Below are 25761 nucleotides of genomic sequence, written 5' to 3'. Positions count from 1 at the left end.
GGCATTCCCCAATTCGGACCAGTGGTCGACCTCGCCTACACTCGGAGGCGTGCCACGTGGTGACGGACGACTCAACCACGACCTGCTCCCCGGCGAGAAAGGCCCCCAGGACGCGTGTGGCGTCTTCGGTGTCTGGGCTCCGGGTGAAGAGGTCGCCAAGCTCACGTACTTCGGGCTCTACGCCCTCCAGCATCGGGGTCAGGAATCCGCGGGAATCGCGGTCAGCAACGGCTCCCAGATCCTCGTCTTCAAGGACATGGGCCTGGTCTCCCAGGTCTTCGACGAGACCTCTCTCGGTTCGCTCCAGGGTCACATCGCGGTCGGTCACGCCCGCTACTCGACCACCGGTGCCTCCGTCTGGGAGAACGCCCAGCCGACGTTCCGCGCCACCGCGCACGGTTCCATCGCGCTCGGCCACAACGGCAACCTGGTCAACACGGCGCAGCTCGCCGAGATGGTCGCCGAGCTGCCCAAGGACAACGGCCGGTCCACCCGTGTCGCAGCGACCAACGACACCGACCTGCTCACCGCGCTGCTCGCGGCGCAGGTCGACGCGGACGGCAAGCCGCTGACCATCGAGGAAGCCGCCCACACGGTCCTGCCGAAGGTCCGTGGCGCTTTCTCCCTCGTCTTCATGGACGAGCACACCCTGTACGCCGCCCGCGACCCGCAGGGCATCCGCCCGCTGGTCCTCGGCCGCCTGGAGCGCGGCTGGGTGGTCGCCTCGGAGAGCGCGGCCCTCGACATCTGCGGCGCGAGCTACGTGCGGGAGATCGAGCCGGGCGAGTTCATCGCCATCGACGAGAACGGCCTGCGCACCTCGCGATTCGCGGAAGCGAAGCCCAAGGGCTGTGTCTTCGAGTACGTGTACCTGGCTCGCCCGGACACCGACATCGCCGGCCGGAACGTGTACCTCTCCCGCGTGGAGATGGGCCGCCGGCTGGCGAAGGAGGCCCCGGTCGAGGCCGACCTGGTCATAGCGACACCGGAGTCCGGCACCCCGGCCGCCATCGGCTACGCGGAGGCCTCCGGCATCCCGTTCGGTGCCGGCCTGGTGAAGAACGCGTACGTCGGACGCACCTTCATCCAGCCCTCGCAGACCATCCGCCAGCTCGGCATCCGCCTGAAGCTGAACCCGCTGAAGGAAGTCATCAAGGGCAAGCGCCTGGTCGTCGTCGACGACTCGATCGTGCGCGGCAACACCCAGCGGGCCCTGGTCCGGATGCTGCGCGAGGCGGGCGCCGCGGAGGTCCACATCCGGATCTCCTCGCCGCCGGTGAAGTGGCCCTGCTTCTTCGGCATCGACTTCGCCACCCGCGCGGAGCTGATCGCCAACGGCATGACGATCGACGAGATCGGCACCAGCCTGGGCGCCGACTCCCTCGCCTACATCTCCATCGACGGCATGATCGAGGCGACCACGATCGCCAAGCCGAACCTGTGCCGCGCCTGCTTCGACGGCGAGTACCCGATGGAGCTCCCCGACCCCGAGCTGCTGGGCAAGCAGCTGCTGGAGACCGAGCTCGCCGCCGGTCCCGCCGCCACGGCCGCCGCCGACGCCATCCGTCGCCCGTAGCCGTCCGCGTTACCTGCCGTACGACACGAAAGTTCTCATAGCCATGTCTGAGACAACTGGTGCCAGCTACGCAGCCGCGGGCGTCGACATCGAAGCGGGGGACCGCGCCGTCGAGCTGATGAAGGAGTGGGTGAGGAAGACCCAGCGCCCCGAGGTCCTCGGCGGCCTCGGCGGATTCGCCGGCCTCTTCGACGCCTCCGCCCTCAAGCGCTACGAGCGCCCGCTGCTCGCCTCCGCCACCGACGGCGTGGGCACGAAGGTCGACATCGCCCGCCGGCTGGGCGTGTACGACACCATCGGCCACGACCTCGTGGCGATGGTCATGGACGACATCGTCGTCTGCGGTGCCGAACCGCTGTTCATGACCGACTACATCTGCGTCGGCAAGGTCCACCCCGAGCGGGTGGCCGCCATCGTGAAGGGCATCGCGGAAGGCTGTGTGCTGGCCGGCTGCGCCCTGGTGGGCGGCGAGACGGCCGAGCACCCGGGTCTGCTGGGCGAGGACGACTTCGACGTCGCCGGTGCCGGCACGGGCGTCGTGGAGGCCGACCGGCTGCTCGGCGCGGATCGTATCCGTACGGGTGACGCGGTGATCGCCATGGCGGCCTCCGGTCTTCACTCGAACGGGTACTCCCTGGTCCGCCACGTGCTGCTGGACCAGGCCGGGCTGTCCCTGGACGCGCGGATCGACGAGCTGGGCCGCACCCTCGGCGAGGAGCTGCTGGAGCCCACGAAGATCTACTCGCTGGACTGCCTGGCCCTGACCCGCACCACCGAGGTGCACGCGTTCAGCCACATCACGGGCGGCGGCCTGGCCGCCAACCTGGCCCGGGTCGTCCCGGACGGGCTGCACGCGGTCGTCGACCGGTCCACCTGGACCCCGGCGCCGATCTTCGGCCTGGTCGGCGAGACCGGCCGGGTCGAGCGGCTGGAGCTGGAGAAGACCCTCAACATGGGCGTCGGCATGATCGCCGTCGTCCCCGAGGAGTCCACCGACGTGGCCCTCGCGACGCTGGCCGACCGCGGGGTCGACGCCTGGGTCGCAGGCGAGATCACCGACCGCGGTGACCACGGGACGGGCGCCGCCCTCGTGGGTGACTACGCGAGCTGAGCCCCCGTGGGCAGCACAGAACCCGGTCGGTGACCGAGGTCACCGACCGGGTTGCTGCTCAGTACGAGGTCAAGCGCCGCGACGGTGGTGCGAGGAGTCGTCGTCCTCGTCCTCGTCGTCCCCGTAGAGGTCGGCGTACTTTGCGTACAGGTCGTCGTCATGCTCATCGTCCTCGAAGCGGTCACCGTTCGGTGACTGATTCGACGTCGATGCGCCCAGCTCCTCGGCCAGGCGTGTGAGGTCAGTCCCACCGCTGTTGTACTTCAGCTGGCGGGCGACCTTCGTCTGCTTGGCCTTGGCCCGGCCGCGCCCCATGGCTCGACCCCCTCAACGACGGGGCTCGACGGCCCCAGAGTCTTGACACGCGTTCATGGTCCAGAACGGACTCTCCATGGAGAGGCCGGTCCGTAGGGCTTCCACGGTACCTGAGCCCGCGCCCATACGGTACGTCGCCCGTATGACGTGCCCGCGCCCAGGACCTTCGAGGCGCCCCGTCCTCGCTGGTCAGTGGCGATTTTAACCACTTATTGACGGACGACCCGCCGGTGGAAGTGAGAGTTGTCTCTAACTGCCCACCGGCAGGTACCGCTCAAACCCGCGCCACGACCCCGCGGGACACCTCCCGGAACGTCACCAGCCGCGTGCCGCGGCGGCCTCGGCCATCCGCTGCTCGGCGATCCGGTCGGCCGCGGCGGCCGGCGGGATCCCGTCCGTCTTCGCACGTGCGAATATGGCGAGGGTGGTGTCGTAGATCTTCGCCGCCTTCGCCTTGCACCGCTCGAAGTCGAAGCCGTGCAGTTCGTCGGCGACCTGGATGACACCGCCGGCGTTCACCACGTAGTCCGGCGCGTAGAGGATCCCGCGGTCGGCGAGGTCCTTCTCCACCCCGGGGTGCGCGAGCTGGTTGTTGGCCGCGCCGCACACCACACGGGCGGTCAGCACGGGCACGGTGTCGTCGTTCAGCGCGCCGCCGAGCGCGCAGGGCGCGTAGATGTCCAGGCCCTCGACCCGGATCAGCGCCTCGGTGTCGGCGACCGCGGTCACGCCCTCGGGGTGCCGGTCGAGGATCCGCCGCACGGCGTCCTCGCGGACGTCGGTGATGACGACCTCGGCACCTTCGTCGCGCAGGTGGTCGACCAGGTGGTGGCCGACCTTGCCGACGCCCGCGACGCCGATCCGGCGGCCGCGCAGCGTCGGGTCGCCCCACAGGTGCTGGGCGCTGGCCCGCATGCCCTGGTAGACACCGAAGGCGGTGAGCACGGAGGAGTCGCCCGCGCCGCCGTTCTCGGGGGACCGGCCGGTCGTCCAGCGGCACTCGCGGGCCACGACGTCCATGTCGGCGACGTACGTGCCGACGTCACAGGCGGTGACGTAGCGGCCGCCCAGGGAGGCGACGAAACGGCCGTAGGCGAGCAGCAGCTGCTCGCTCTTGATCGTCTCGGGATCACCGATGATCACGGCCTTGCCGCCGCCGTGGTCCAGGCCGGCCATGGCGTTCTTGTACGACATCCCGCGCGCGAGGTTCAGCGCGTCGGCGACGGCCGCTTCCTCGGTCGCGTACGGGTAGAAGCGGGTACCGCCGAGGGCGGGGCCCAGCGCGGTGGAGTGGATGGCGATGACGGCCTTGAGGCCGCTGGCGCGGTCCTGACAGAGCACTACTTGCTCATGACCCCCCTGGTCCGACTGGAACAGGGTGTGCAGGACGCCGTCGGTTACGTCGGTCACGGTGGTGACTCCTGAGGTGAAGAACGGCGGGTGGGACCAGCATCCCGTGAGGGTGGCGGGCGCTGTGAGCACGAGAGTAGAGCCTGCGAGCGCCGCCGGACGGACAGTGTTCAGGATCACCCCCCCACGGAGTACCGCCGTGCGACGATTCGCATAGTTTTCCCGCGGCCATGCCGTCGGGTTCCCCACGTTTCCCCGGCATCCGGCGGGGGAGGGAGCAGGCGTGCCCAAGGTGTCCTCGGTGATCGTCCCGTACGCGGCCTACCTGCGGGTGTACGAACCGCTGGCCGCCTTCGCGGAGCCCGAGCGCGGCCACTGGGAGCGTTACGCCCGCCGCCCGGACCGCCCCTCGTACCAGGACGAGCTGCGTCGCTCGCTCGCCGACCTGCTGCCCACCCCGCCCGTGGTGGTCCCGGTGCACGAGAGCGGCGACGCGTTCGTGCTGGAGGCCGGCGGGGTGGTGCACGTCTGCCCGTGGCGCACCCGGCTGCGCGGCTGGCAGGCCCTGGGCGATCTCGCCGAGGAGCTGCCGGCTCCGGTCCTGGACGCCGTGCTGCCCCCGGTCGTGCGCCACCAGGCCGCCCAGGACTACGAGCGCTGGCTGGCCGGGAACCCCGACGCCCGCCCCTGGATCCGCACCGCGACCTGGCAGGTGCCGCTCAACTGGTTCGTGCTGGTGGCCGACGAGGAGCGGGAGTACGCCAAGGGCTCCGGGGGCGCGCCGCGGGACGCCGCTCCGGTGCTGCGGTACCGCACGCCCATGGTGCAGGCCCGCCGCCGGGTCGCCCGGGCCCTGCGCACCCTCAGGGACGCCATCGAGGAGGGGCCGCTCATCGACGGCCTGGTGGACGTGGGGCGCTGGCTGGAGGAGTTCCACCCGCGTTCGCTGGTCGAGCTGGACTACGGCGGACTGGTGCACGCCCTGCCGGCCGGCGACCTGGAGGACGACCACTCGGCGGCCGATGTGGCCGCGGGCATCGAGGCGTTGCGCAACGGCGACGGGGCGGCCGCGGGGGAGGCGTACGGCCGGCTGGTGGAGCGGTGGCGGGCGGTGCGGGACCGGCGGTCGGCGAACTGAAGCCCGCTCCACCCCCGTGCGTGACGTGGCTCACGTCGGCTCAGCTCACGCACCGTCATCCCAGGGCCCGTGTCCTGATCCGGGCGTTTCCGGCGACGCTGTGTCAAGGGTGACGGACCGCACGTAGCACCACCCTTGCGTCCCTTGCCCCTCCTCGTGCCAAAATAGGACAAGGAGTCCGGGGAGGACTCCGTCCGCCCTGTTGTGCTCCACTGTGGGGGGAATCTCAGCATTGCACGCTTTGGGGGGTCTGGTGACTCCTGATCGCCCTGTGACTGATCGTCACAGTGGCGTGACTGTCCGCTATGGCATGGTCCATCGGCTTCCGTCGCTGATGAACACCTGGGAGGGCAATTCCATCGGTTTGGCCGACGCGGCTGGACAGATGGTGTAGTTGTAGTGCCGAGGACAAGCCGTTCGTCCTATAACCGACTCGACTCGCGTCCGCCATTTCGGGCAACGCGGGTCAAGGTGCAGAATTTAGAGGAAAGAACCGAGAAGGTTCGGTTCTCCCGAGGAGGCCGCTCATGACCGCTCGCACCCCTGATGCCGAGCCGCTGCTGACCCCGGCTGAGGTCGCCACCATGTTCCGCGTGGACCCGAAGACGGTCACGCGGTGGGCGAAGGCCGGCAAGCTCACGTCGATCCGTACGCTCGGCGGACACCGCCGTTACCGCGAGGCCGAGGTCCGCGCTCTGCTCGCGGGCATCCCGCAGCAGCGCAGCGAGGCCTGAACAACTGCATAACGGGGCAATCCGGTAGGTCCCCCAACCCGCCGGGCAGCCCGAAACCCTGGCACCACACGACGCGGGTCCTGCCCCAACAGGCCCCTCGCCCACACTCTTGAGATGCCATCAGGGTGCGTCGTTCGATCGCGCTGGACCCCGCCGGGTCCAGCGCGATCTTTTTTGTGCGCGGACCGGGGGTGCGCGGCACCGCTGTGCGCGGGCCTGTCGGAGTCTGGGGAGGGGTGTCGAAACGGCTGTCCGGCGCCCCTCGGTGGGAGTGCAATTGCACATATTAAATTGACCAGTTGTAGGACCGGGGTAAGTACCGCGGTTTCAAAAACTCATGCGGTGACACCCGTCACACGCCGGCCTACTTGTTGCCCTCGGCATATCTGCGCTAGTGGAGGCGGACGTTCCAGCGCCCTTCAGCAGCACGGGCGTTGGGGCCGCGCGGGCCTCGCCGGGCGCGCCCGCTCCACCGAGGGCCGCTCCACTGAAGGCCGCTCCGTCGGGCGCGCCCGCTCCACCGGGGGCCGCTTCCGCTGGGGCCGCCTCCAGCGACCCGGGCCGGGGACGTCACGCCGGGGAGCGGCTCTCGTCCTCGGTCCGCCAGGCGGGCTCCTCCTGGCCGGCCGGCGTCTGCAGGGCGAGCCGCAGCAGCCGGCGGCAGACCGGACAGTGCCGGGTGAGATGGCGGTACGACGACGCGGCCGACAGATGGGCCCGGAGCAGCGCCCGCGTTTCGTGCCTCACCGATGCCGCCATACGCCACCTCCGGGGGCCGTACGGGAAACGCCGTCCTGACTCCTGGGGTACCGACGGGAAGTGACGCCGTCAAGGGCGCGAGCGCCGCCAGGAGGGCCGTATACGACCGGCGGGCGGATGTGGGACGACGGGCGTGCCCGAAGGGGCCTGAGGGGCTGTCAGGGGCGCCCGCGGCCCCGCGCTGCCGCGGGTACGGCGAAGAGGCCCGCTCCCTCTCGGGGGCGGGCCTCTTCGTGTCGATGCGGTCCTGACGGGATTTGAACCCGCGGCCTCCACCTTGACAGGGTGGCGAGCACTCCAAACTGCTCCACAGGACCAGGTTTCGCCGCGCTATTCCTGCGTTGCGCTGCGAGAAGAGACTCTACAGGAGCCTGGCGCCCTGGTCGAACTCACCCTGTGTGCCGGGATGATCACGGAGCCGCCGCGTCGATCGCCTTCACGATCCGCTTGTCGGAGACGGGGTACGCCGTGCCCAGCGCGTGGGCGAAGTAGCTCACCCGCAGCTCCTCGATCATCCAGCGGATGTCCAGGACCGACGACGGGACCGGCCGGCCCTGCGGCAGCTGCTCCAGCAGCCAGGCGTACTCGTCCTGCATCTCGTGGACCTTCTCCATGCGGGTGGTGTCCCGCTGGACGTTCGTCGGCATCTGCTGCAGGCGCCGGTCGGCGGCGACCAGGTAGCGCATCAGGTCCGGCAGCCGCCGCAGCCCGCTCTCCGTCACGAAGCCCGGCTTCACCAGCGCGTCCAGCTGCCTGCGCACGTCCTGGAGGTTCGGCAGCAGCGCGGGGCTGCGCACGGCCTTCAGGCGGCGCTCGCAGGCCTGCCACGCGGCCAGCACCTGCTGCACCTGGGCGACCGTGCGTACCGTCGTGTCGACGATCTCCGCGCGGACCTTGTCGTACAGCTTCCGGTACGACTCCTCGTCCCACACGGGCCCGCCGAAGTCCGCGATCAGCTTGTCGGCCGCGGCCGTCGCGCAGTCGTCGAACAGCGCCTGGACGGAGCCGTGCGGATTCGCGGAGAGGGCGAGCTTCTGGGCGTTCGTCAGCTTGTCGGAGGCGAACTTCGCCGGGTTCACCGGGATGTTGCGGAGGATCAGGCGGCGGGTGCCCTTCCACATGGCCTCCGCCTGCTCGGGCTCCGTGTCGAAGAGCCGGACCGAGACCGTGTCACCGTCGTCGACCAGCGCCGGGTACGCCTTGACCGGCTGGCCGGCCCGGCGGGTCTCGAAGACGCGGGTGAGCGTGCCGATCGTCCAGTCGGTCAGGCCCTTGCGCTCCAGGGACTCCCCGCCCTGCCGTACGGCGGTCGCCGCCGCGGCCTGGGAGAGGGCCTTGCGCGCCTTCGGCTTCAGCCGGAGCTTCAGCGCCTCCAGGTCCTTGTCCTCGGCCAGCTTGCGGCGCCGCTCGTCGACGATCCGGAAGGTGACGCGGAGGTGGTCGGGGACCTTCGCCCAGTCGAAGTCGTCCGCCTCGAAGGGGACTCCGACCATGCGCTTCAGCTCGCGGGCCATCGTCACGGTCAGCGGTTCCTGGAGGGGGACCGCCCGCTCCAGGAACGCCTTGGCGTAGTTCGGCGCGGGCACGTAGTTGCGGCGGATCGGCTTGGGCAGGGAGCGGATCAGCTCCGTGACCAGCTCCTCCCGCAGACCCGGGATCTGCCAGTCGAAGCCCTCGCCGGTGACCTGGTTGAGCACCTGGAGCGGGATGTGCACGGTGACGCCGTCCGCGTCCGCGCCCGGTTCGAACTGGTAGGTGACGCGGAACTTGAGCTGCCCCTGCCGCCAGGTGTCGGGGTAGTCGGCCTTGGTGACCGCCTCCGCCGACTCCCGGATCAGCATCTCCCGTTCGAAGTCCAGGAAGTCGGGCTGCTCGTGCCGCTTGCGCTTCCACCAGGAGTCGAAGTGCGCGCCGGAGACGACGTGTTCGGGCACGCGCTGGTCGTAGAAGTCGAACAGCGTCTCGTCGTCGACGACGATGTCCCGGCGCCGGGCGCGGTGCTCCAGTTCCTCGACCTCGCTGAGCAGCCTGCGGTTGTCCGCGAAGAACTTGTGGTGGGTGCGCCAGTCACCCTCGACCAGGGCGTTGCGGATGAACAGCTCGCGGCTGGTCTCCGGGTCGATCCGGCCGTAGTTCACCTTCCGCTGGGCCACGATCGGGACGCCGTACAGCGTGACCTTCTCGTACGCCATCACCGCCGCCTGGTCCTTCTCCCAGTGCGGCTCGGAGTAGGTGCGCTTGACGAGGTGGCCGGCGAGCGGTTCGACCCACTCGGGCTCGATCCTGGCGTTGACGCGGGCCCACAGGCGCGAGGTCTCCACCAGTTCCGCCGACATCACGAAGCGGGGCTGCTTCCTGAACAGCGCCGATCCGGGGAAGATCGCGAACTTGGCGTTCCGCGCGCCCAGGTACTCGTTCTTGTTGCCGTCCTTCACGTCCTTCATCCCGATGTGGGAGAGGAGGCCGGCGAGGAGGGAGACGTGGACGCGGTCCGCGGGCGCGTCGTCCTCGTTGAGGTGGATGCCCATCTGCTTGGCGACCGTGCGCAGCTGGGTGTAGATGTCCTGCCATTCGCGGATGCGCAGGAAGTTCAGGTACTCCTGCTTGCACATCCGGCGGAAGGACGACGAGCCGCGCTCCTTCTGCTGCTCGCGGATGTACCGCCACAGGTTGAGGTACGCGAGGAAGTCGCTGGTCTCGTCCTTGAAGCGGGCGTGCTGCTGGTCGGCCTGGGTCTGCTTGTCGGCCGGACGCTCGCGCGGGTCCTGGATGGACAGTGCCGCCGCGATCACCATGACCTCGCGGGCGCAGCCGTTGCGGTCGGCCTCCAGGACCATGCGGGCCAGGCGCGGGTCGACGGGCAGCTGGGCCAGCTTGCGGCCGGTCTCGGTGAGCCGCTTGCGCGGGTCCTTCTGCGCCGGGTCGAGCGCGCCCAGCTCCTGGAGGAGCTGCACGCCGTCGCGGATGTTGCGGTGGTCCGGCGGGTCGATGAAGGGGAACTTCTCGATGTCGCCGAGGCCGGCCGCGGTCATCTGGAGGATGACGGAGGCCAGGTTGGTGCGCAGGATCTCCGCGTCGGTGAACTCCGGGCGGGCGAGGAAGTCCTCCTCGCTGTACAGCCGGATGCAGATGCCGTCGGACGTACGGCCGCAGCGGCCCTTGCGCTGGTTGGCGCTGGCCTGCGAGACCGGCTCGATGGGCAGCCGCTGGACCTTGGTGCGGTGGCTGTAGCGCGAGATGCGGGCGAAGCCGGGGTCGATGACGTACTTGATGCCCGGGACGGTCAGGGACGTCTCGGCCACGTTGGTGGCCAGGACGATCCGGCGGCCCGTGTGCGGCTGGAAGACGCGGTGCTGCTCGGCGTGCGAGAGCCGGGCGTACAGCGGCAGGATCTCGGTGAACCGGTACTGCTTCTTCGTCAGCGCGTCCGCCGTGTCGCGGATCTCCCGCTCGCCGGAGAGGAAGACGAGGATGTCTCCCTTGCCCTCGGCCATCAGCTCCTCGACCGCGTCCGTGATCGCGGTGATCTGGTCGCGGTCGGCGTCCTCGGAGTCCTCCTCCAGCAGCGGGCGGTAGCGCACCTCCACCGGGTAGGTCCGGCCGCTGACCTCGATGATCGGGGCGTCGCCGAAGTGCCGGGAGAAACGCTCCGGGTCGATGGTCGCGGAGGTGATGACGACCTTGAGGTCGGGGCGCTGGGGCAGCAGCTGCGCGAGGTACCCGAGCAGGAAGTCGATGTTGAGGGACCGCTCGTGCGCCTCGTCGATGATGATCGTGTCGTAGGCGCGCAGCTCGCGGTCGGTCTGGATCTCCGCCAGCAGGATGCCGTCCGTCATCAGCTTGATGAAGGTGGCGTCCGGGTTCACCTGGTCGGTGAAGCGCACCTTCCAGCCGACGGCCTCGCCGAGCGGCGTGTCCAGCTCCTCGGCGACGCGCTCCGCGACCGTGCGGGCGGCGATCCGGCGGGGCTGGGTGTGCCCGATCATCCCCCGCACGCCGCGGCCCAGCTCCAGGCAGATCTTCGGGATCTGGGTGGTCTTGCCGGAGCCGGTCTCACCGGCCACGATCACGACCTGGTGATCGCGGATGGCCGCCGCGATCTCGGCCTTCTTCTGGCTGACCGGCAGCTGCTCGGGGTACGTGATCGCGGGCACGCGGGAGCGGCGCCCGGCCATCCGTTCCTCGGCCTTGGAGACCTCCGCCTCGATCTCGGCGAGGACGGCGGCCCGGGCCTCCGGCTTGCGGATCTTGCGTGCGCCTTCGAGCCTGCGCCCGAGCCGGTGCGCGTCGCGCAGGGACAGCTCGGTCAGGCGGGGGGCGAGAGCGCCGAGGGCGGGGGCGGGGTGCGTAGACATACGCGATCCAGGATCTCATCCCCGGGAAATTCGTGGCTAACGCTTTTGGCGCGGCGTGCTGGGGCCGGTGCCCGGTTTGGCGGATCGCCTGTCGTCGCCTCTCTCCGGGTGTCAGAATTCACGCACTGTGACGGGAGGGGGATGCCGTGCCGGTGAATCCTGCGGCGTTCATGAGCTATGTCCGCTTCGACGATCAGCATGACGACGGCCAGCTCTCACAGTTCCGGGAGCGGCTCGAGGCGGAGGTCCGGGCGCAGACGGGCGAGAAGTTCGCGATCTTCCAGGACCGCAACGACATCGACTGGGGCCAGAACTGGCAGCAGCGCATCGACGACACGCTGGACGCCGTGACGCTGCTGCTGGTCATCGTCACTCCGAGCCTGTTCAGGAGCCCGGCGTGCGAGGCGGAGATCCGCCGCTTCCTGGACCGGGAGGAGAAGCTGGGCCGGCGGGACCTGATCCTGCCCGTGTACTACATCGGCGCCCGCGAGATGGACGACCCGGCATGGCGCGAGCGCAGCGAGCTGGCCGGGGTCCTGCACAGCCGCCAGCACGTCGACTGGCGTGAGCTGCGCTTCGAGCCGTTCAGCTCCCCGGTGGTACGCCGGGCCATCGCTCAGCTGGCGAAGCAGATGCTGGACACCTTCTCGCGGCTTCCGGAGCAGCTCCCGGCGACGCCCGGGCGGGTGGCGACGCCGCCGTCGGGGAGCGCGGCGCGGCGCACCGAGACCAGGGGGCCGGCGACGCGGCAGACCGGGGACACCGGTGCCGCGGCCGGGAGCACCGCCAAGTCCGAGCCGCCGACCCATGTGGTGGACGCCTTCCACCGCGGTGACTTCACGACGGTCGGCGAGGCGATCAAGGCGGCCAGGCCCGGTGACCGGATCTTCGTCCGGCCCGGCCTCTACGAGGAGAGCCTGGTCGTCGACAAGCCGCTGGAGATCATGGGCGACGGGCGGCGCGAGGACATCGAGATCCGGGCCCACGACGCCAGCGCCCTGGTCTTCAAGGCCAGCATCGGGCGGGTGTCGAACCTGACCCTGCGGCGGGTCGCGGGGACGGGGCGGTCGCACGGCGTCACGATCTTCCAGGGCCGGCTGGAGCTGGAGAAGTGCGACATCAGCAGCGACAGCCTCGCCTGTGTCGCCATCCGTGACGGTGCCGATCCGCGGCTGCGGGAGAACAAGATCCACGGCGGCCGGCAGAGCGGCGTGTTCGTGTTCAACAACGGCCTCGGCACGCTGGAGGACAACGAGATCTTCGGCAACCAGTTCTCCGGTGTGGAGATCAAGACCGGTTCGAACCCCACGCTGCGCCGCAACCAGATCTTCGACAACAAGGTGAACGGCGTCTACGCCTATGAGGGCGGCCTCGGCAGGCTGGAGAACAACGGCATCACGGGTAACGGCGGTGTCGGCGTGCGGATCGACGAGGACAGCTCCACGGTCCTGCGGCACAACAACATCAACCGCAACCACTACGAAGGCGTGTGGATCGACGGGGGCAGCGGCGGCGTCTTCGAGGACAACGACCTGACCGGCAACCTCGGCGGCCCCTGGGACATCGCCCCGGACTGCGAGCCGAACATCACCCGCGCCCGCAACAAGGAGTGACCCCGCGGGGCGGACCCGGCCGGACATGGCACCGGACCCGGCCGGACACGGCACGAAAAAGCCCCCTCCGGAATCCGGAGGGGGCGGTTGTGGCTGGGGCCGGGGTCGAACCGGCGACCTTCCGCTTTTCAGGCGGACGCTCGTACCAACTGAGCTACCCAGCCACGAGGTTTCACGTGAAACGAAACCTCAGCGGTCCTGACGGGATTTGAACCCGCGGCCTCCACCTTGACAGGGTGGCGAGCACTCCAAACTGCTCCACAGGACCAAGTGTGGCTTGCGTGCGAACCGACGTAGGTAAGTGTCGCACACGGTACTGCGTGCCCCCAACGGGATTCGAACCCGTGCTACCGCCTTGAAAGGGCGGCGTCCTAGGCCGCTAGACGATGAGGGCTATCGGCCCGCCTGGGCGCTTCTCAGCGCGTCGGGGACGTGAGAAGCATATGGGATGGCGGGAGGGATCGCCAAAACGGTTTACGGAGAAGGGCTGCCCGAGTCGGCCGGCGACGGGGACACGCCCGGCTCGTTCTCCTCCGCCAAGTGGCGGCTGACCTCCGCCGTCGTCTCTCCCAGACCCCCCAGCCGGATCGCGTCCCAGGCCTGGAGGCGGCGGGTGTCACGGTCGAAATAGAGGATCGACGCCTCGATCGGGTCGGGTTCCCGCCCCTCGACCGCGCGCAGCCCGCTGCCGCCGGTGGAGCCCTCGATGCGCAGCCGGGTGCCGTACTTCATGACCTCCGTCTTCTGGTGGTGGACGTGCCCGGACAGCACCAGCGGCACCTCGCCGTCGGTCTGCCGGGCCGCCGCCGGCTCATGGGCGACGGCGACGTCCACCGGCGTCCCGGCGGCCCGCTGGTCGCGCAGCGCCGAGGCCAGCCGGGCACCCGCCAGTTCCTGGGACTGCTCGGCGCCCGGCCTGTCGGAGCGGTCGGGGGTGAACTGGGGATCGCCGATGCCCGCGAAGCGCAGGCCCGCGATCGTCCGGGCGCGGCCGTCGTCCAGGACGGTGACGTTCCTCAGGCCCGCCAGGTAGCGCTGGGTGGCCCGGGAGTCGTGGTTGCCCCGGACCCAGACGTACGGGGCGCCCAGGTCCTCGATGGGGTCCAGGAAGCCGTTCTCCGCGGCCGTCCCGTGGTCCATGGTGTCGCCGGAGTCGACGATCACGTCCACCTCGTACTGCTCCACCAGCGACGCGATGATCTTCCAGCTCGCGGGGTTGAGGTGGATGTCGGAGACGTGCAGGACGCGGATGGTGGTGGGGTCGGGGGCGTACGCGGGGAGGGTGGAGGTGGCGTCGTACAGCTTCGTCACGTTCGTCACCAGGCGCGCCAACTCCTTCTGGTAGACGTCGAATTCCGTGACGATGCTGCGGGCGTCGCCGACCAGGGAGGGGGCGGAGGAGAGCAGGCCGGAGAAGCGCGGCTCCAGGACCGACTTCGGGTTCCAGGTGGCGTACGCGGTCGCTCCGGAGGCGGCGAGCAGGGCGAGGGCGAGACCGCCGGAGGCCAGGGCGCGGCCCGGGCGGCGGTAGACGGCGAGGCCGAGCGCGGTGGCCCCGGTGACCACGGCGACGCAGGAGCGCACGGCCAGGTCGAGCGTGCCGTGCCCGATGTCCCGGGTCACCTCGTCCTGGAGTCCGGACAGGCGTTCGGGATGGTCGACCAGGGCCTGCGAGCGGGCCGGGTCGAGCTGGTCGACGTTGACGTCCAGGCGGACCGGGGCGATGTGGCTGTCCAGGTGCAGCGCGCCCAGCGGCGAGACGTTGATCTTCGTGCCGCCGGTGAAGGACGGGCGCAGGGTCATGGTCGTGTCCATCGGGCCGACCGGGACCCGGACCTGCCCGACGGCCAGCAGGCCCAGCCAGCCGCCGAGCAGGACGACCGCGACCAGGCCGAGGGCGCGGGCCCAGGGACGGGGCCGGGGGGCCGGACCGGGGGCGGACCGGGGGGTGCGCGGCGTGCCGCGCCGGCGGATCGGGCGGGTCAGGACGTTCAGGACTGCGGCGGTGACGCGGGCCATTGGGGCCTTGTGCCCCGGTGCGCGGGTGGCCATGCCGGGGCGGGCCGGGTGCGGGACGGCCGTCGTGGGGCCTCTCGAAGCGGGGTGCCGTACCCGACAATGGGCCTGTGCTGGAGATGACGCGCGAGGAGTTCGAGGAACTGGTCGCCGAGGCGCTGGACCGGATCCCGCCGGAGCTGACGCGGCTGATGGACAACGTCGCCGTGTTCGTCGAGGACGAGCCGCCCGCCGACGACCCCGAGCTGCTCGGGCTCTACGAGGGGACCCCCCTCACGGAGCGCGGCGAGTGGTACGCCGGGGTGCTGCCGGACCGGATCACCATCTACCGGGGGCCCACCCTGCGGATGTGCGAGAGCCGGGAGGACGTCGTCGCGGAGACCGAGATCACCGTGGTGCACGAGATCGCCCACCACTTCGGGATCGACGACGCCCGGCTGCACGCGCTCGGTTACGGGTGAGCGTGGCGCGTGTCCTCTTGCGCACGGCGGGAGTTGGGCACGTTGACCCTTCACCGGCCCCCGGAGGTGGCTGCTCGTGCGCCCCTTGTACGTACCCGTCCGCCTGGCCGCCACCGTGGTGGCGGTCGCCGCTGCCGCCGGCTGTATGAGCGTGGGCGACGACGACGGCGGCCGGGCCCAGCCGTCGCACTCGGCCGGGCCGAAGGGCGGCGAGGCGCCCGGCGGGTTCCCGGGGGTGACCGGACCGGGCGCCGGGTACCGGGGCGCGGCCGCCGGGCAGGCGGACCGCGCGGACGGGGAGGGCAAGGGCAAGGGCGGCGGGAAGGGCAGGGGCAAGGGCCGGGAGCGGCCGTCCGCGGCACCGCCGGCCTCCCGGCCGGCCGGGGGCGGCGCGACCGCCGCACCGCCGGGCGGGCCCGGACAGACCGACGGACCGGGCGGCGGCCCCGGGCCCACCCCGGCCCAGCCGACGCCGCCCCGGACCACCGAGGCACCCGAGCCGCCCCCGCCCTCGCCCGAGCCGCCACCGTCCCCCGAGCCGACCGTCGCGGAGCCGTCGTCGTCCGCCCACCCCGAGCCGGGGCCCCAGCTGGCACACCGTGAACCCGCGCCGCGGGCGGGCGCGCCTGCCTAGGGAAGACCCGGACGGCCGCCGCCGTGCGGACCGGGCCGGATCGCAGGGCCCTGGGCTGGCGGTTTGCGTTTCGGGGTGGGGAGTGCGTATGGTGGCAGATCGTTTGATCCCATTTGCCCGGCGCCAACGCAGAGCGCGCCGTGTGGCGCGTACTCTCCTTTGCCGTGGCGGACCGCATCGAGGCGGTCGTGTGCGAATCACGGAGTTGACGGGCGCGTGCCGATGAGACTCCGGAAGGTTTCGCAGACGTATGTCCATCACCAGTTCCGACCATGCCGTCATGCCCGAGAACGAGATCGGGAACGAGGCCGTGACCGAGGTCGCCGCCGAGTCCCCTGAGTCCACCGAGGACACCACCCCCGAGATCACCTTCGGGGATCTCGGTCTCCCCGAGGGCGTCGTGCGCAAGCTCGCGCAGAACGGCGTGACCACCCCCTTCCCGATCCAGGCCGCGACCATCCCGGACGCCCTGGCCGGCAAGGACATCCTCGGCCGTGGCCGCACCGGCTCCGGCAAGACCCTCTCCTTCGGTCTGCCGACCCTGGCCCGGCTGGCCGGCGGGCGCACCGAGAAGAAGCGCCCCCGCGCCGTCATCCTCACCCCGACCCGCGAGCTGGCCATGCAGGTCGCCGACGCCCTCCAGCCGTACGGTGACGTCCTCGGCCTGAAGATGAAGGTCGTCTGCGGCGGTACGTCCATGGGCAACCAGATCTACGCCCTGGAGCGCGGCGTCGACGTCCTCGTCGCCACCCCGGGCCGTCTGCGCGACATCATCAACCGCGGCGCCTGCTCCCTCGAGGACGTCCAGGTCTCCGTCCTCGACGAGGCCGACCAGATGTCCGACCTGGGCTTCCTGCCCGAGGTCACCGAGCTGCTCGACCAGGTGCCGGCCGGCGGCCAGCGCATGCTCTTCTCCGCCACGATGGAGAACGAGATCAAGACGCTCGTCGACCGCTACCTGAACGAGCCCGTCCTGCACGAGGTCGACGCGGCGCAGGGCGCGGTGACGACCATGTCGCACCACATCCTGATCGTGAAGCCCAAGGACAAGGCGCCGGTCACCGCCGCGATCGCCTCCCGCAAGGGCCGCACCATCATCTTCGTGCGCACCCAGCTCGGCGCCGACCGCGTCGCCGAGCAGCTGCGCGACGCCGGGGCCAAGGCCGAGGCGCTGCACGGCGGCATGACCCAGGGCGCGCGCACCCGCACCCTGGCGGACTTCAAGGACGGGTACGTCAACGTGCTCGTCGCGACCGACGTCGCCGCGCGCGGCATCCACGTCGACGGCATCGACCTGGTGCTGAACGTCGACCCCGCCGGCGACCACAAGGACTACCTGCACCGGGCCGGCCGTACCGCCCGCGCGGGCCGCACCGGCACGGTCGTCTCCCTGGCCCTGCCGCACCAGCGGCGCCAGATCTTCCGCCTGATGGAGGACGCGGGCGTCGACGCCTCGCGCCACATCATCCAGGGCGGCGGCGCCTTCGACCCCGAGGTCGCCGAGATCACCGGTGCCCGGTCCATGACCGAGGTCCAGGCCGAGTCCGCCGGGCACGCCGCCCAGCAGGCCGAGCGCGAGGTCGCCCAGCTCACCAAGCAGCTGGAGCGCGCCCAGCGCCGGGCCGCCGAGCTGCGCGAGGAGGCGGACCGTCTCGTCGCCCGCATGGCGCGCGAGCGGGGCGAGGACCCGGCGACCGCGGTGGCCGAGGCCGGCGAGCCGGCGGTGGAGCCGGCCGAGGTCCGCGTGGACGCCGTGGCGGTGCCGGAGCAGCCGGCCGCGCTGGACGTGGACCGCACGGAGCGCGCCGAGCGCCGGGACGAGCGTCGTGACGGTGACCGCGGTGGCTTCCGCCGCGACGACCGCCGTGAGGAGCGTCGTCCGTTCGACCGTGACCGTGGTGGCTTCGAGCGCCGTGACGACCGTGGCGGCCGTTCCTTCGAGCGTCGTGACGGCGAGCGTGGCGGCTTCCGCCGGGACGAGCGTCGTGACGGTGACCGCGGTGGCTTCCGCCGCGACGACCGCCGTGACGACCGTCGCCCGTTCGACCGTGACCGTGGTGGCTTCGAGCGCCGTGACGACCGTGGCGGCCGTTCCTTCGAGCGTCGTGACGGCGAGCGTGGCGGCTTCCGCCGGGACGAGCGTCGTGACGGTGACCGCGGTGGCTTCCGCCGCGACGACCGCCGTGACGACCGTCGCCCGTTCGACCGTGACCGTGGTGGCTTCGAGCGCCGTGACGACCGTGGCGGCCGTTCCTTCGAGCGCCGTGACGGCGAGCGTGGCGGCTTCCGCCGCGACGAGCGCACCGGGCACCGTGGCAGCGACCGCCCGTTCAACCGCGACCGCCAGGGCGACCGCCCCGGCTTCCGCACCGGCGGCCACGAGCGTCCCTACGGCCGCCGTGACGACCACCGCGGCGGCGGCTCCTTCGGCCGCCGCGAGGACAAGCCGCGCTGGAAGCGCAACGGCTGACACGCCGCACCGCGCCTGAGCGACTGAGGGCCCGTACGACTACGGTCGTACGGGCCCTTCGTCCATCCCGGCGAAGTCGGCCTGTGACGCATGTCACGCCTCCGGGGAGGGAATCGCTGGGGGCATGACAATGAACCCCGGTGCGGGTGGGCCCTCGGACGAAGAGCGGCTGGCCCAGCTCGGCTACACGCAGGTGCTCGCTCGCCGCATGTCGGCGTTCTCCAACTACGCGGTCTCCTTCACGATCATCTCCGTCCTGTCGGGCTGCCTGACGCTCTACCTGTTCGGGATGAACACCGGCGGCCCCGCGGTGATCACCTGGGGCTGGGTGGCCGTGGGTCTGATGACCCTGTTCGTCGGGCTGGCGATGGCGGAGATCTGCTCCGCCTACCCCACCTCGGCGGGCCTGTACTTCTGGGCGCACCGGCTCGCCCCGGCGCGCAGCGCGGCGGCCTGGGCCTGGTTCACGGGGTGGTTCAACGTGCTCGGCCAGGTGGCCGTGACCGCCGGGATCGACTTCGGGGCGGCGTCGTTCCTCGGGGCGTACCTGAACCTGGAGTTCGGCTGGGAGGTCACCCCCGGGCGGACGATCCTGCTGTTCGCGGCGATCCTGCTGCTGCACGGCCTGCTGAACACCTTCGGCGTCCGGGTCGTCGCCCTGCTGAACAGCGTGAGCGTGTGGTGGCACGTGCTGGGCGTGGCGGTGATCGTCGGCGCCCTGGCCCTGGTGCCGGACCGCCACCAGCCGGCGTCCTTCGTCTTCGGCGAGTTCGTGAACAACACCGGGTGGGGCAGCGGGGTGTACGTGGTGCTGCTCGGGCTGCTGATGGCCCAGTACACCTTCACCGGCTACGACGCCTCCGCGCACATGACCGAGGAGACGCACGACGCGTCGACGGCCGGCCCGAAGGGGATCGTCCGGTCGATCTGGACCTCGTGGATCGCCGGGTTCGTGCTCCTGCTCGGCTTCACCTTCGCCATCCAGTCCTACGAGGGCGCCCTCGCCTCCCCGACCGGCGCCCCGCCCGCGCAGATCCTGCTCGACGCGCTGGGCGTGACGGCCGGGAAGCTGCTGCTGCTCGTGGTCATCGGGGCGCAGCTGTTCTGCGGGATGGCGTCGGTCACCGCCAACAGCCGCATGATCTACGCCTTCTCCCGCGACGGCGCGCTGCCCTTCTCCCGCGTGTGGCACACGGTCAGCCCGCGCACCCGCACGCCGGTGGCGGCGGTCTGGCTGGCGGCGGGCGGGGCCCTGGCCCTCGGGCTGCCGTACCTGATCAACGTCACGGCCTACGCGGCGGTGACCTCGATCGCCGTCATCGGGCTCTACATCGCGTACGTCATCCCCACCCTGCTCCGGCTGCGCAAGGGCGACGCCTTCGAACGCGGGCCCTGGCACCTGGGCCGGTGGTCCCGGGGCATCGGCGTGGTGGCGGTCGGCTGGGTCGGTGTGATCACCGTCCTGTTCATGCTGCCGCAGGTGTCCCCGGTCACCTGGGAGACCTTCAACTACGCGCCGGTGGCCGTGCTGGTCGTGCTGGGCTTCGCCGCGAGCTGGTGGCTGGCCTCGGCACGCCACTGGTTCCTGCGGGCGGAGCGGGACCGGGCGGCGGTGGCGGAAACCGCCGATTCGTAGACTGCGCGCCGGTTCGCCCCCGCCCCGCGCCACCCGGCCGCGCCGTGTCCCCGATACCCGATCGGAGACACGGCCCGATCCGGCTATGCTCGGGGTGGCGGACAACGCCTGGGCCCTTAGCTCAATTGGCAGAGCAGTGGACTTTTAATCCATTGGTTGTGGGTTCGAGTCCCACAGGGCCTACCGGAACGCCCCCGGCTCAGACCTCACTTGAGCCGGGGGCGTGTGCGTCCCGCCCCGGCCGGGGCAGCAGGTGGCGGTTCGGGGCCTGCGCCGCCCCCGCGTGCTCCGGGAGGACCACGACGTCCGCTCCGGCCGCCGTCAGGACCCCCGCCCCGTCCGCCCCGGCCACGAACGTGTCCGGCTCCCGCCAGGCCGTCACGACCCTGCGCACGCCCGCGTCCAGGATCAGGCGGGCGCAGGGGCGGGGCCGGGAGGCGCGGCGGGCGCAGGGCTCCAGGCTGGAGTAGACGGTGGCGCCGGGCAGGCGCGGGTCCGCGGGGTCGAGTTTCGCCAGGGCCGCCTCCTCCGCGTGGACGACCGGGTCGCCGCCCTCCCGGGAGTGGCCGCGGGCCAGCTCCGTGCCGTCGGCGGCGACCACCACCGCGCCGACGCTGAAGGCGGAGGAGGACGGGGGGCACCGCGCCGCCAGCTCGCAGGCCAGGGCCAGCCAGCGGTGGTCGGCCGCGGACGGGACGGCGCCGGTGCCGGGGGCCGTCGGCTCGTAGCGCATCAGGACCACGTCACCCACCGGCCGGGTCTCCACCAGGCGGAGGCGGCCCGGCTGGTAGCGGCCGGGGCCGAAGAGGCGGGGGGCGTCCGGGGCGCCGACGAAGAGGGGGGCGAGGGCGAGCTGGAGCTCGTCGGCCAGGCCCTGCTGAAGGAGCTGGGTGTGGACCTGGCCGCCGCCCTCGACCATGAGCCGCCGTACCCCCCGTGCGTCGTGCAGGTCCGCGAGGACCGTGCGCCAGTCCCAGTCACCGGGCAGGGGGACCACTTCCGCGGTGTCCGCGATGCCCGCCGCGCGCAGGCGATCGGCGCCCGCGGGGGTGGTGTAGACGATCTTGTCCCCGCCCGTGTGCCAGAACTGGGCCCCGGGATCCAGGTCGCCGGTTCCGCTCACCGTGACCTTGAGGGGGAACTCCGGTCTGCCGGCCGCCGTGCGGGCCGCGCGGCGCGCGGGCGAGTTCACCAGCAGCCGGGGGTTGTCGGTGCGGATCGTGCCGGCCCCGACGAGGATCGCGTCGACGGACGCCCGGACCTCGTCGACCCGGTCGAAGTCGGCGGGGCCGGAGAGGAGGAGGCGTTCGGGGCCGGTGTCGTCCAGGAAGCCGTCGAGGGAGACGGCGGCGGAGAGCAGGACGTACGGGTAGGGCATCGGCAACCGATCTGGAGGACGGCGGAGACATGGCGGACGTCGGCGGGGCCGGCGCGCCGGCTCCCTTACTACTCCATCCTGGCCCCCGGGGAACCAGGTGGCCCGGCCCCCGCGGAACCCCGGCGCGGACCGTCCCGAACATGGCGTACACTTGAGACATCGACGCGGGGTGGAGCAGCTCGGTAGCTCGCTGGGCTCATAACCCAGAGGTCGCAGGTTCAAATCCTGTCCCCGCTACTGAAGGCTCAGGGCCGGAATCCATGAACACGGATTCCGGCCCTGAGTGTTTCCCGGGCCGTCACGTGCGGTGATCGGCCGAACCCCCTGCGCATAACATCTGAGTCACCATCAAAAACGGTGACACTGCTGAAGTACCACTGATGGCGGGTCAACTCGCCCGGTTTTAGCTGTCCATGGGCCCTACGTCCCCCCAGGGGACCGTAATGATCAAGCTGAACGGCTTGGAAATCACCCCTCGGTTCTATTAACGTCCGATAACGCAGCGCGGTCGTCCCAGCCGTCACAAGAGGCGGCTCCGTGCGCACGCGCCGAATCCCGCGAGGGAACCGGGGAACCACCACTTGGGGTGAATCGGGCGTAAGGAGCCGTGTCCGCACGGCTGGTTTACGCGCGTAGGAGACCTTCCTGCTCCGAACCCGTCAGCTAACCCGGTAGGCGAGAAGGAAGGAAAGGAGCACGCCCACGTGGCGTCCAACCGGCCTGCCCCAGGGGCCCCGTACGTCCCCGGTCAGCGCACCGAAGACCCCGCCGACACCTTCGTCTACGGCGGTCGGCGCACCGACGAGGGCCCGTGGGAGGAATGGAACCCCACCGCGGAATCCATTCGCCCCGTACGTGGCCGGCACCGCGTCGCCAAGCAGCGCGGCGGACTCGCCCGCAGTTCCACCGTGCTCGGCGTCGGAGTCATCGCCGCCGTCGGCGCGGGCGGCATGGCCACCGCGCAGACCGGCAAGCCCCCGGTCTCCATCTCCATGCCCGATCTGCCGAACGTCGGCTCGCTGATCTCCGACGACACCGAGGCCGAGGCGACCGAGACCGCCGCCGCCCCGCTGAGCGGCGTCGGCGTCACCGCCGTGGAGACCGAGCAGGGCACCGCCGACGCCGGCGAGGCGCTGCGCGCCCGCATCATGGCGCAGGCCGAGCAGCAGCAGGACCAGGCCGAGGCCAAGGCGACCGCGCAGGCGCTGGCCGCCGCCGAGCAGGCGGCCGCGGAGGCCGCCGCGAAGGCGGAGAAGGAAGCCGAGGCGAAGGCCGCCGCCGAGAAGAAGAAGGCGGAGGAGGAGGCCCGCAAGAAGGCCGAGGCGGAGCGGCTGGCCGAACTGGCCAGGCAGTACGCGCTGCCGACCTCCTCGTACACCATCACCTCGCAGTTCGGCCAGGCCGGTTCCATGTGGTCCTCCGGCTACCACACGGGCGCCGACTTCGCCGCGCCCACCGGCACCCTCATCAAGGCCGTGCACTCCGGCACCATCACCGAGGCCGGCTGGGGCGGGGCCTACGGCTACAAGACCGTCCTCACCCTCGACGACGGCACCGAGATCCTCTACGCCCACCAGTCGTCGATCAACGTCAGCGTCGGCCAGAAGGTCAGCACCGGGGACGTCATCGGACGCGTCGGCGCGACCGGCAACGTGACCGGGCCGCACCTGCACCTGGAGGTCAAGACGCCCGGTGGCGGCGGCGTCGACCCGCTGGCCTGGCTGCGCGACAAGGGCCTCGCTCCCTGACACCCCCGAGCCCCGGCGGTCCTGACGGCACACCCCCCGACGTCAGGGCTGCCGGTCCACGGAATACGAGGTTCCCCCGGCCGCGTTGACACGGGGCATGACGTCTCTGCGCAAGCTCGGCTCCTCCGATCTCGAGGTCTTCCCGCTCTCCCTGGGCGGCAACGTCTTCGGCTGGACCGCCGACCAGGACCAGTCGTTCGCCGTCCTCGACGCCTACACCGCTGCGGGCGGCAACTTCGTCGACACCGCCGACTCCTACTCCGCCTGGGCCGACGGCAACACGGGCGGCGAATCCGAGACCATCATCGGCGCCTGGCTGAAGGCCCGCGGCAACCGGGACGACGTGGTCCTCGCCACCAAGGTCAGCCAGCACCCCGAGTACCCGGGCCTGAGCGCCGCGAACATCAAGGCCGCCGCCGACGCGTCCCTGCGCCGCCTCGGCACCGACCGCATCGACCTCTACTACACCCACTTCGACAAGCCCGAGGTGCCGGTCGAGGAGATCATCGGCGCGCTCGACGAACTGGTCAGGGCGGGCAAGGTGCGCCACATCGCCGCCTCCAACATCTCGCCCGAGCGGCTGCGGGCCTCGCTGGAGTTCTCCGACCGGGAGGGGCTGGCGCGGTACGTCGCGCTCCAGCCGCACTACAACCTGGTCTCCCGGGACACGTACGAGGGCGAACTCCAGGACGTGGCCGCGCGTGCCGGCCTCGCCGCCGTGCCGTACTTCGCGCTGGCGTCCGGCTTCCTGACCGGCAAGTACCGCCCCGGCGCGGCCGTGGACAGCGCGCGGGCGGCCGGAGCGGGCAAGCACCTCGACAGCGAGCGGGGCCGGCGGGTGCTCGACGCGCTCGACACCGTCGCCGACGCGCACGGCGTGCCCGTCGCCACCGTCGCCCTGGCCTGGCTCGCCGCGCAGCCGACCGTGGCCGCGCCGATCGCCTCCGCGCGCACCCCCGAGCAGCTCCCGGCACTGCTGGGCGTCGCCGGACTGCGGCTGACGGAGGAGGAGCTGACGCTGCTGGCGCAGGCCTCGGCCTGACGCCGCCGAGGGCACCCGCGGGCGCGGCCCGGGGGCGTCAGGTCCGGTACGGGTTGTAGGCCGGATACGGCGCCGGGTGGGCGGCGGCGAACGGCGCCGGCTGCGCGGGGTACGGCATCCGGTGCGCCGGATACGGCATCCGGTGCGCGGGGTGCGGCAGCGCCGGGCCATGGGCCGGCCACGGCACCGTCACCGGCACCAAAGGCGCCGTCACCCGGGCCGCGTACTCCAGGGCCGGGCGGGCCACTTCCCGGCGGCGCCACAGCTCCTGCAGCAGCTCGCGTTCCCGGACGAGGAAGTCCGTGCCGGCCCGGCCGAGCCGTCCCCGGTGCCGGAGGAACGCCAGCGACGTCGCGTACGCCTCGTACTCGCCGACCGCGCGGGCGGCCGCCTTGCCGAGGTGGTGCCCGGCGTACTCGCGGGCCAGCCGGCGGGCCCGCATCGAGCCGAGCGCGAAGGGCTCCGCCGGGCCGAGCCAGCCCGCGGCCACATACGGGGGCAGCTCCTCGCGGACGGTGCGCAGCTCCCGCTGCCGGGTCCAGATCACCAGCCAGGTCAGGATGCCGAACGCGGGCACCATGAAGGCGCCGTAGACCGCGAAGAACCCGTACTCGCCGAAGGTCGCCGAACCGTTCCAGAAGGCGTGCATGCCCATGGCGAGCAGCAGCCCCGACAGCGGCAGCAGCACCCGGCGCAGCCGCCCGCGGTCCCCGGACAGGGCCGCGATGCCGAAACCGATGCCGGTGAGGACGGTGAACAGGGGGTGCGCGAACGGGGACATCACGACGCGCACGAAGAAGGTGGCGGCGGTGACGGAGGCGATGCCGCTGTCGCCGTGCAGCTGGTCGGTGCCGAAGGCGGTGCCGAGGTAGAGGATGTTCTCGGTGAACGCGAACCCGGTCGCGGTCACCCCGGCTATCACCACGCCGTCGACGATGCCGGTGAAGTCCCGTCTGCGGAACAGGAAGAGCAGCAGGATCGCCGCGGCCTTCGCGGACTCCTCCACGACCGGCGCTATCACCGTCGCGCCGAGGGTGTCCGCGCCCGCCGGGTCGGCGGTGGCCGTCGCTATCCAGCGCGTCGCGAAGCTGTTGGCGACGATCGCGATCAGCGCGGCCGCGCAGGCCCCCCACGCGAACGCGAACAGCAGGTTCCGCCAGGGGCCCGGCTCCACCCGGTCCAGCCAGCGGAACGCGGCGACGAGCAGCGGGACGGGCAGGACCGCGAGGCCCAGACCGACCAGGAACCCCTCGGTGCCGGTCTCCTCGCGGACCAGCGCGAGGATGACGAGGCCGGAGAGGGCGAGCAGCGTGATGAGCGCGCCGTAGCGCACCCAGGGGCGCCGCCACCAGTGTGCGGGCCGGGCCGCCCCGGGAGCGGGGAAGCCGACAGGCGTGGGGTACGGGGGACTGCTGGCCACGGCAT

Annotated in this window: 18 protein-coding genes, 6 tRNA genes and 1 riboswitch; of the genes, 13 read left to right on the top strand and 11 right to left on the bottom strand. The window is 71.5% G+C overall.

The features are described from left to right. Positions 1 to 49 precede the first annotated feature (49 nt). Positions 50 to 1576, top strand: coding sequence for an amidophosphoribosyltransferase (purF, locus tag SGLAU_RS16070; RefSeq protein ID WP_043502172.1), 1527 nt, complete (start codon positions 50 to 52; stop codon positions 1574 to 1576). A 43-nt stretch (positions 1577 to 1619) separates the two neighbouring features. Next, the gene (gene purM / locus SGLAU_RS16065; RefSeq protein WP_043502170.1) at positions 1620 to 2687 is read left to right on the top strand and encodes a phosphoribosylformylglycinamidine cyclo-ligase; all 1068 of its coding nucleotides are present in this window, start codon (positions 1620 to 1622) and stop codon (positions 2685 to 2687) included. 69 nt (positions 2688 to 2756) lie between these two features. Here the strand turns inward: purM and SGLAU_RS16060 are convergent, their stop codons facing one another. Then, positions 2757 to 3002, bottom strand: a complete 246-nt coding sequence (locus SGLAU_RS16060; RefSeq protein ID WP_043502168.1) for a DUF3073 domain-containing protein — start codon at positions 3000 to 3002, stop codon at positions 2757 to 2759. Positions 3003 to 3317: 315 nt separating this feature from the next. Further along, on the bottom strand, positions 3318 to 4412 hold the full coding sequence (locus tag SGLAU_RS16055) for a Leu/Phe/Val dehydrogenase (protein ID WP_043502166.1): 1095 nt from the start codon (positions 4410 to 4412) through the stop codon (positions 3318 to 3320). A gap of 223 nt (positions 4413 to 4635) precedes the next feature. Here SGLAU_RS16055 and SGLAU_RS16050 point away from each other — a divergent pair, with 223 nt between their 5' ends. Beyond that, positions 4636 to 5490: a hypothetical protein gene (locus tag SGLAU_RS16050; protein ID WP_043502164.1), complete on the top strand. Its 855-nt coding sequence runs from the start codon at positions 4636 to 4638 to the stop codon at positions 5488 to 5490. Positions 5491 to 6017: 527 nt separating this feature from the next. After that, positions 6018 to 6224, top strand: a complete 207-nt coding sequence (gene bldC / locus SGLAU_RS16045) for a developmental transcriptional regulator BldC (RefSeq protein ID WP_003949541.1) — start codon at positions 6018 to 6020, stop codon at positions 6222 to 6224. A 570-nt stretch (positions 6225 to 6794) separates the two neighbouring features. Here the strand turns inward: bldC and SGLAU_RS16040 are convergent. The 3 genes from SGLAU_RS16040 to hrpA all read right to left on the bottom strand — a co-directional run bounded on the left by SGLAU_RS16040 (position 6795) and on the right by hrpA (position 11338). Next, positions 6795 to 6983 (bottom strand): DUF6274 family protein, encoded by a 189-nt coding sequence (locus SGLAU_RS16040; RefSeq protein ID WP_043502163.1) that lies wholly within the window; start codon positions 6981 to 6983, stop codon positions 6795 to 6797. A 242-nt stretch (positions 6984 to 7225) separates the two neighbouring features. Then, positions 7226 to 7300: transfer RNA gene (locus tag SGLAU_RS16035), tRNA-Asp, on the bottom strand. A gap of 93 nt (positions 7301 to 7393) precedes the next feature. Further along, on the bottom strand, positions 7394 to 11338 hold the full coding sequence (gene hrpA, locus SGLAU_RS16030; RefSeq protein WP_043502161.1) for an ATP-dependent RNA helicase HrpA: 3945 nt from the start codon (positions 11336 to 11338) through the stop codon (positions 7394 to 7396). 170 nt (positions 11339 to 11508) lie between these two features. On the opposite strand from hrpA, the gene SGLAU_RS16025 reads away from it, so the two are divergent. Continuing rightward, positions 11509 to 12951, top strand: a complete 1443-nt coding sequence (locus SGLAU_RS16025) for a right-handed parallel beta-helix repeat-containing protein (protein ID WP_043502159.1) — start codon at positions 11509 to 11511, stop codon at positions 12949 to 12951. 90 nt (positions 12952 to 13041) lie between these two features. On the opposite strand, the gene SGLAU_RS16020 is transcribed toward SGLAU_RS16025, so the two are convergent. The 4 genes from SGLAU_RS16020 to SGLAU_RS16005 form a co-directional block, all read right to left on the bottom strand. Then, positions 13042 to 13115 (bottom strand) — tRNA-Phe (locus tag SGLAU_RS16020). Between the two features lie 29 nt (positions 13116 to 13144). Then, positions 13145 to 13219, bottom strand: a tRNA-Asp gene (locus SGLAU_RS16015). A gap of 53 nt (positions 13220 to 13272) precedes the next feature. Further along, positions 13273 to 13345 (bottom strand) — tRNA-Glu (locus SGLAU_RS16010). 80 nt (positions 13346 to 13425) lie between these two features. Beyond that, entirely contained in the window at positions 13426 to 14970 is a 1545-nt protein-coding gene (locus tag SGLAU_RS16005; protein ID WP_043502156.1) for a metallophosphoesterase family protein, read from the bottom strand. A gap of 107 nt (positions 14971 to 15077) precedes the next feature. On the opposite strand from SGLAU_RS16005, the gene SGLAU_RS16000 reads away from it, so the two are divergent. From SGLAU_RS16000 to SGLAU_RS15980, 5 genes are all read left to right on the top strand, one after another. After that, entirely contained in the window at positions 15078 to 15428 is a 351-nt protein-coding gene (locus SGLAU_RS16000; RefSeq protein ID WP_043502155.1) for a metallopeptidase family protein, read from the top strand. 76 nt (positions 15429 to 15504) lie between these two features. Then, the gene (locus tag SGLAU_RS15995) at positions 15505 to 16062 is read left to right on the top strand and encodes a hypothetical protein (RefSeq protein ID WP_043502153.1); all 558 of its coding nucleotides are present in this window, start codon (positions 15505 to 15507) and stop codon (positions 16060 to 16062) included. A 250-nt stretch (positions 16063 to 16312) separates the two neighbouring features. Then, complete coding sequence (locus SGLAU_RS15990) at positions 16313 to 18532, top strand: DEAD/DEAH box helicase (RefSeq protein ID WP_043502151.1); 2220 nt, start codon at positions 16313 to 16315, stop codon at positions 18530 to 18532. 124 nt (positions 18533 to 18656) lie between these two features. Further along, positions 18657 to 20168 carry an amino acid permease gene (locus tag SGLAU_RS15985; protein ID WP_043502150.1) on the top strand — a complete coding sequence of 504 codons (1512 nt, stop codon included), beginning with the start codon at positions 18657 to 18659 and terminating at the stop codon, positions 20166 to 20168. Positions 20169 to 20278: 110 nt separating this feature from the next. After that, a tRNA-Lys gene (locus tag SGLAU_RS15980) sits at positions 20279 to 20351 on the top strand. Positions 20352 to 20367: 16 nt separating this feature from the next. Here SGLAU_RS15980 and SGLAU_RS15975 read toward each other — a convergent pair. Continuing rightward, complete coding sequence (locus SGLAU_RS15975) at positions 20368 to 21546, bottom strand: dihydrofolate reductase family protein (RefSeq protein WP_052413774.1); 1179 nt, start codon at positions 21544 to 21546, stop codon at positions 20368 to 20370. A 163-nt stretch (positions 21547 to 21709) separates the two neighbouring features. On the opposite strand from SGLAU_RS15975, the gene SGLAU_RS15970 reads away from it, so the two are divergent. The 3 genes from SGLAU_RS15970 (at position 21710) to SGLAU_RS15960 (ending at position 24336) form a co-directional block, all read left to right on the top strand. Continuing rightward, positions 21710 to 21783: transfer RNA gene (locus SGLAU_RS15970), tRNA-Met, on the top strand. A gap of 299 nt (positions 21784 to 22082) precedes the next feature. Then, positions 22083 to 22239, top strand: a riboswitch (cyclic di-AMP (ydaO/yuaA leader). A gap of 11 nt (positions 22240 to 22250) precedes the next feature. Continuing rightward, complete coding sequence (locus SGLAU_RS15965; protein WP_043502148.1) at positions 22251 to 23294, top strand: M23 family metallopeptidase; 1044 nt, start codon at positions 22251 to 22253, stop codon at positions 23292 to 23294. A gap of 97 nt (positions 23295 to 23391) precedes the next feature. After that, the gene (locus SGLAU_RS15960; RefSeq protein ID WP_043502147.1) at positions 23392 to 24336 is read left to right on the top strand and encodes an aldo/keto reductase; all 945 of its coding nucleotides are present in this window, start codon (positions 23392 to 23394) and stop codon (positions 24334 to 24336) included. 37 nt (positions 24337 to 24373) lie between these two features. On the opposite strand, the gene SGLAU_RS15955 is transcribed toward SGLAU_RS15960, so the two are convergent. Then, entirely contained in the window at positions 24374 to 25756 is a 1383-nt protein-coding gene (locus SGLAU_RS15955; RefSeq protein ID WP_043502145.1) for a PrsW family intramembrane metalloprotease, read from the bottom strand. Between the last annotated feature and the right edge of the window lie 5 nt (positions 25757 to 25761).

Origin of the sequence: Streptomyces glaucescens (genome assembly GCF_000761215.1) — a bacterium.
Classification (GTDB): Bacteria; Actinomycetota; Actinomycetes; order Streptomycetales; family Streptomycetaceae; genus Streptomyces; species Streptomyces glaucescens_B.
Note: the sequence above shows the minus strand (reverse complement) of the source record. Positions and strands in the feature narration are given on the sequence as shown.

Excerpts from the sequence above, each read along its gene's own strand:
- purM (WP_043502170.1), top strand. The coding sequence starts at position 1,620 with ATGTCTGAGACAACTGGTGCCAGCTACGCAGCCGCGGGCGTCGACATC.
- SGLAU_RS16060 (WP_043502168.1), bottom strand. The coding sequence starts at position 3,002 with ATGGGGCGCGGCCGGGCCAAGGCCAAGCAGACGAAGGTCGCCCGCCAG.
- bldC (WP_003949541.1), top strand. The coding sequence starts at position 6,018 with ATGACCGCTCGCACCCCTGATGCCGAGCCGCTGCTGACCCCGGCTGAG.
- SGLAU_RS16040 (WP_043502163.1), bottom strand. The coding sequence starts at position 6,983 with ATGGCGGCATCGGTGAGGCACGAAACGCGGGCGCTGCTCCGGGCCCAT.
- hrpA (WP_043502161.1), bottom strand. The coding sequence starts at position 11,338 with ATGTCTACGCACCCCGCCCCCGCCCTCGGCGCTCTCGCCCCCCGCCTG.
- SGLAU_RS16025 (WP_043502159.1), top strand. The coding sequence starts at position 11,509 with ATGAGCTATGTCCGCTTCGACGATCAGCATGACGACGGCCAGCTCTCA.
- SGLAU_RS16005 (WP_043502156.1), bottom strand. The coding sequence starts at position 14,970 with ATGGCCCGCGTCACCGCCGCAGTCCTGAACGTCCTGACCCGCCCGATC.
- SGLAU_RS15990 (WP_043502151.1), top strand. The coding sequence starts at position 16,313 with ATGTCCATCACCAGTTCCGACCATGCCGTCATGCCCGAGAACGAGATC.
- SGLAU_RS15985 (WP_043502150.1), top strand. The coding sequence starts at position 18,657 with ATGACAATGAACCCCGGTGCGGGTGGGCCCTCGGACGAAGAGCGGCTG.
- SGLAU_RS15975 (WP_052413774.1), bottom strand. The coding sequence starts at position 21,546 with ATGCCCTACCCGTACGTCCTGCTCTCCGCCGCCGTCTCCCTCGACGGC.
- SGLAU_RS15960 (WP_043502147.1), top strand. The coding sequence starts at position 23,392 with ATGACGTCTCTGCGCAAGCTCGGCTCCTCCGATCTCGAGGTCTTCCCG.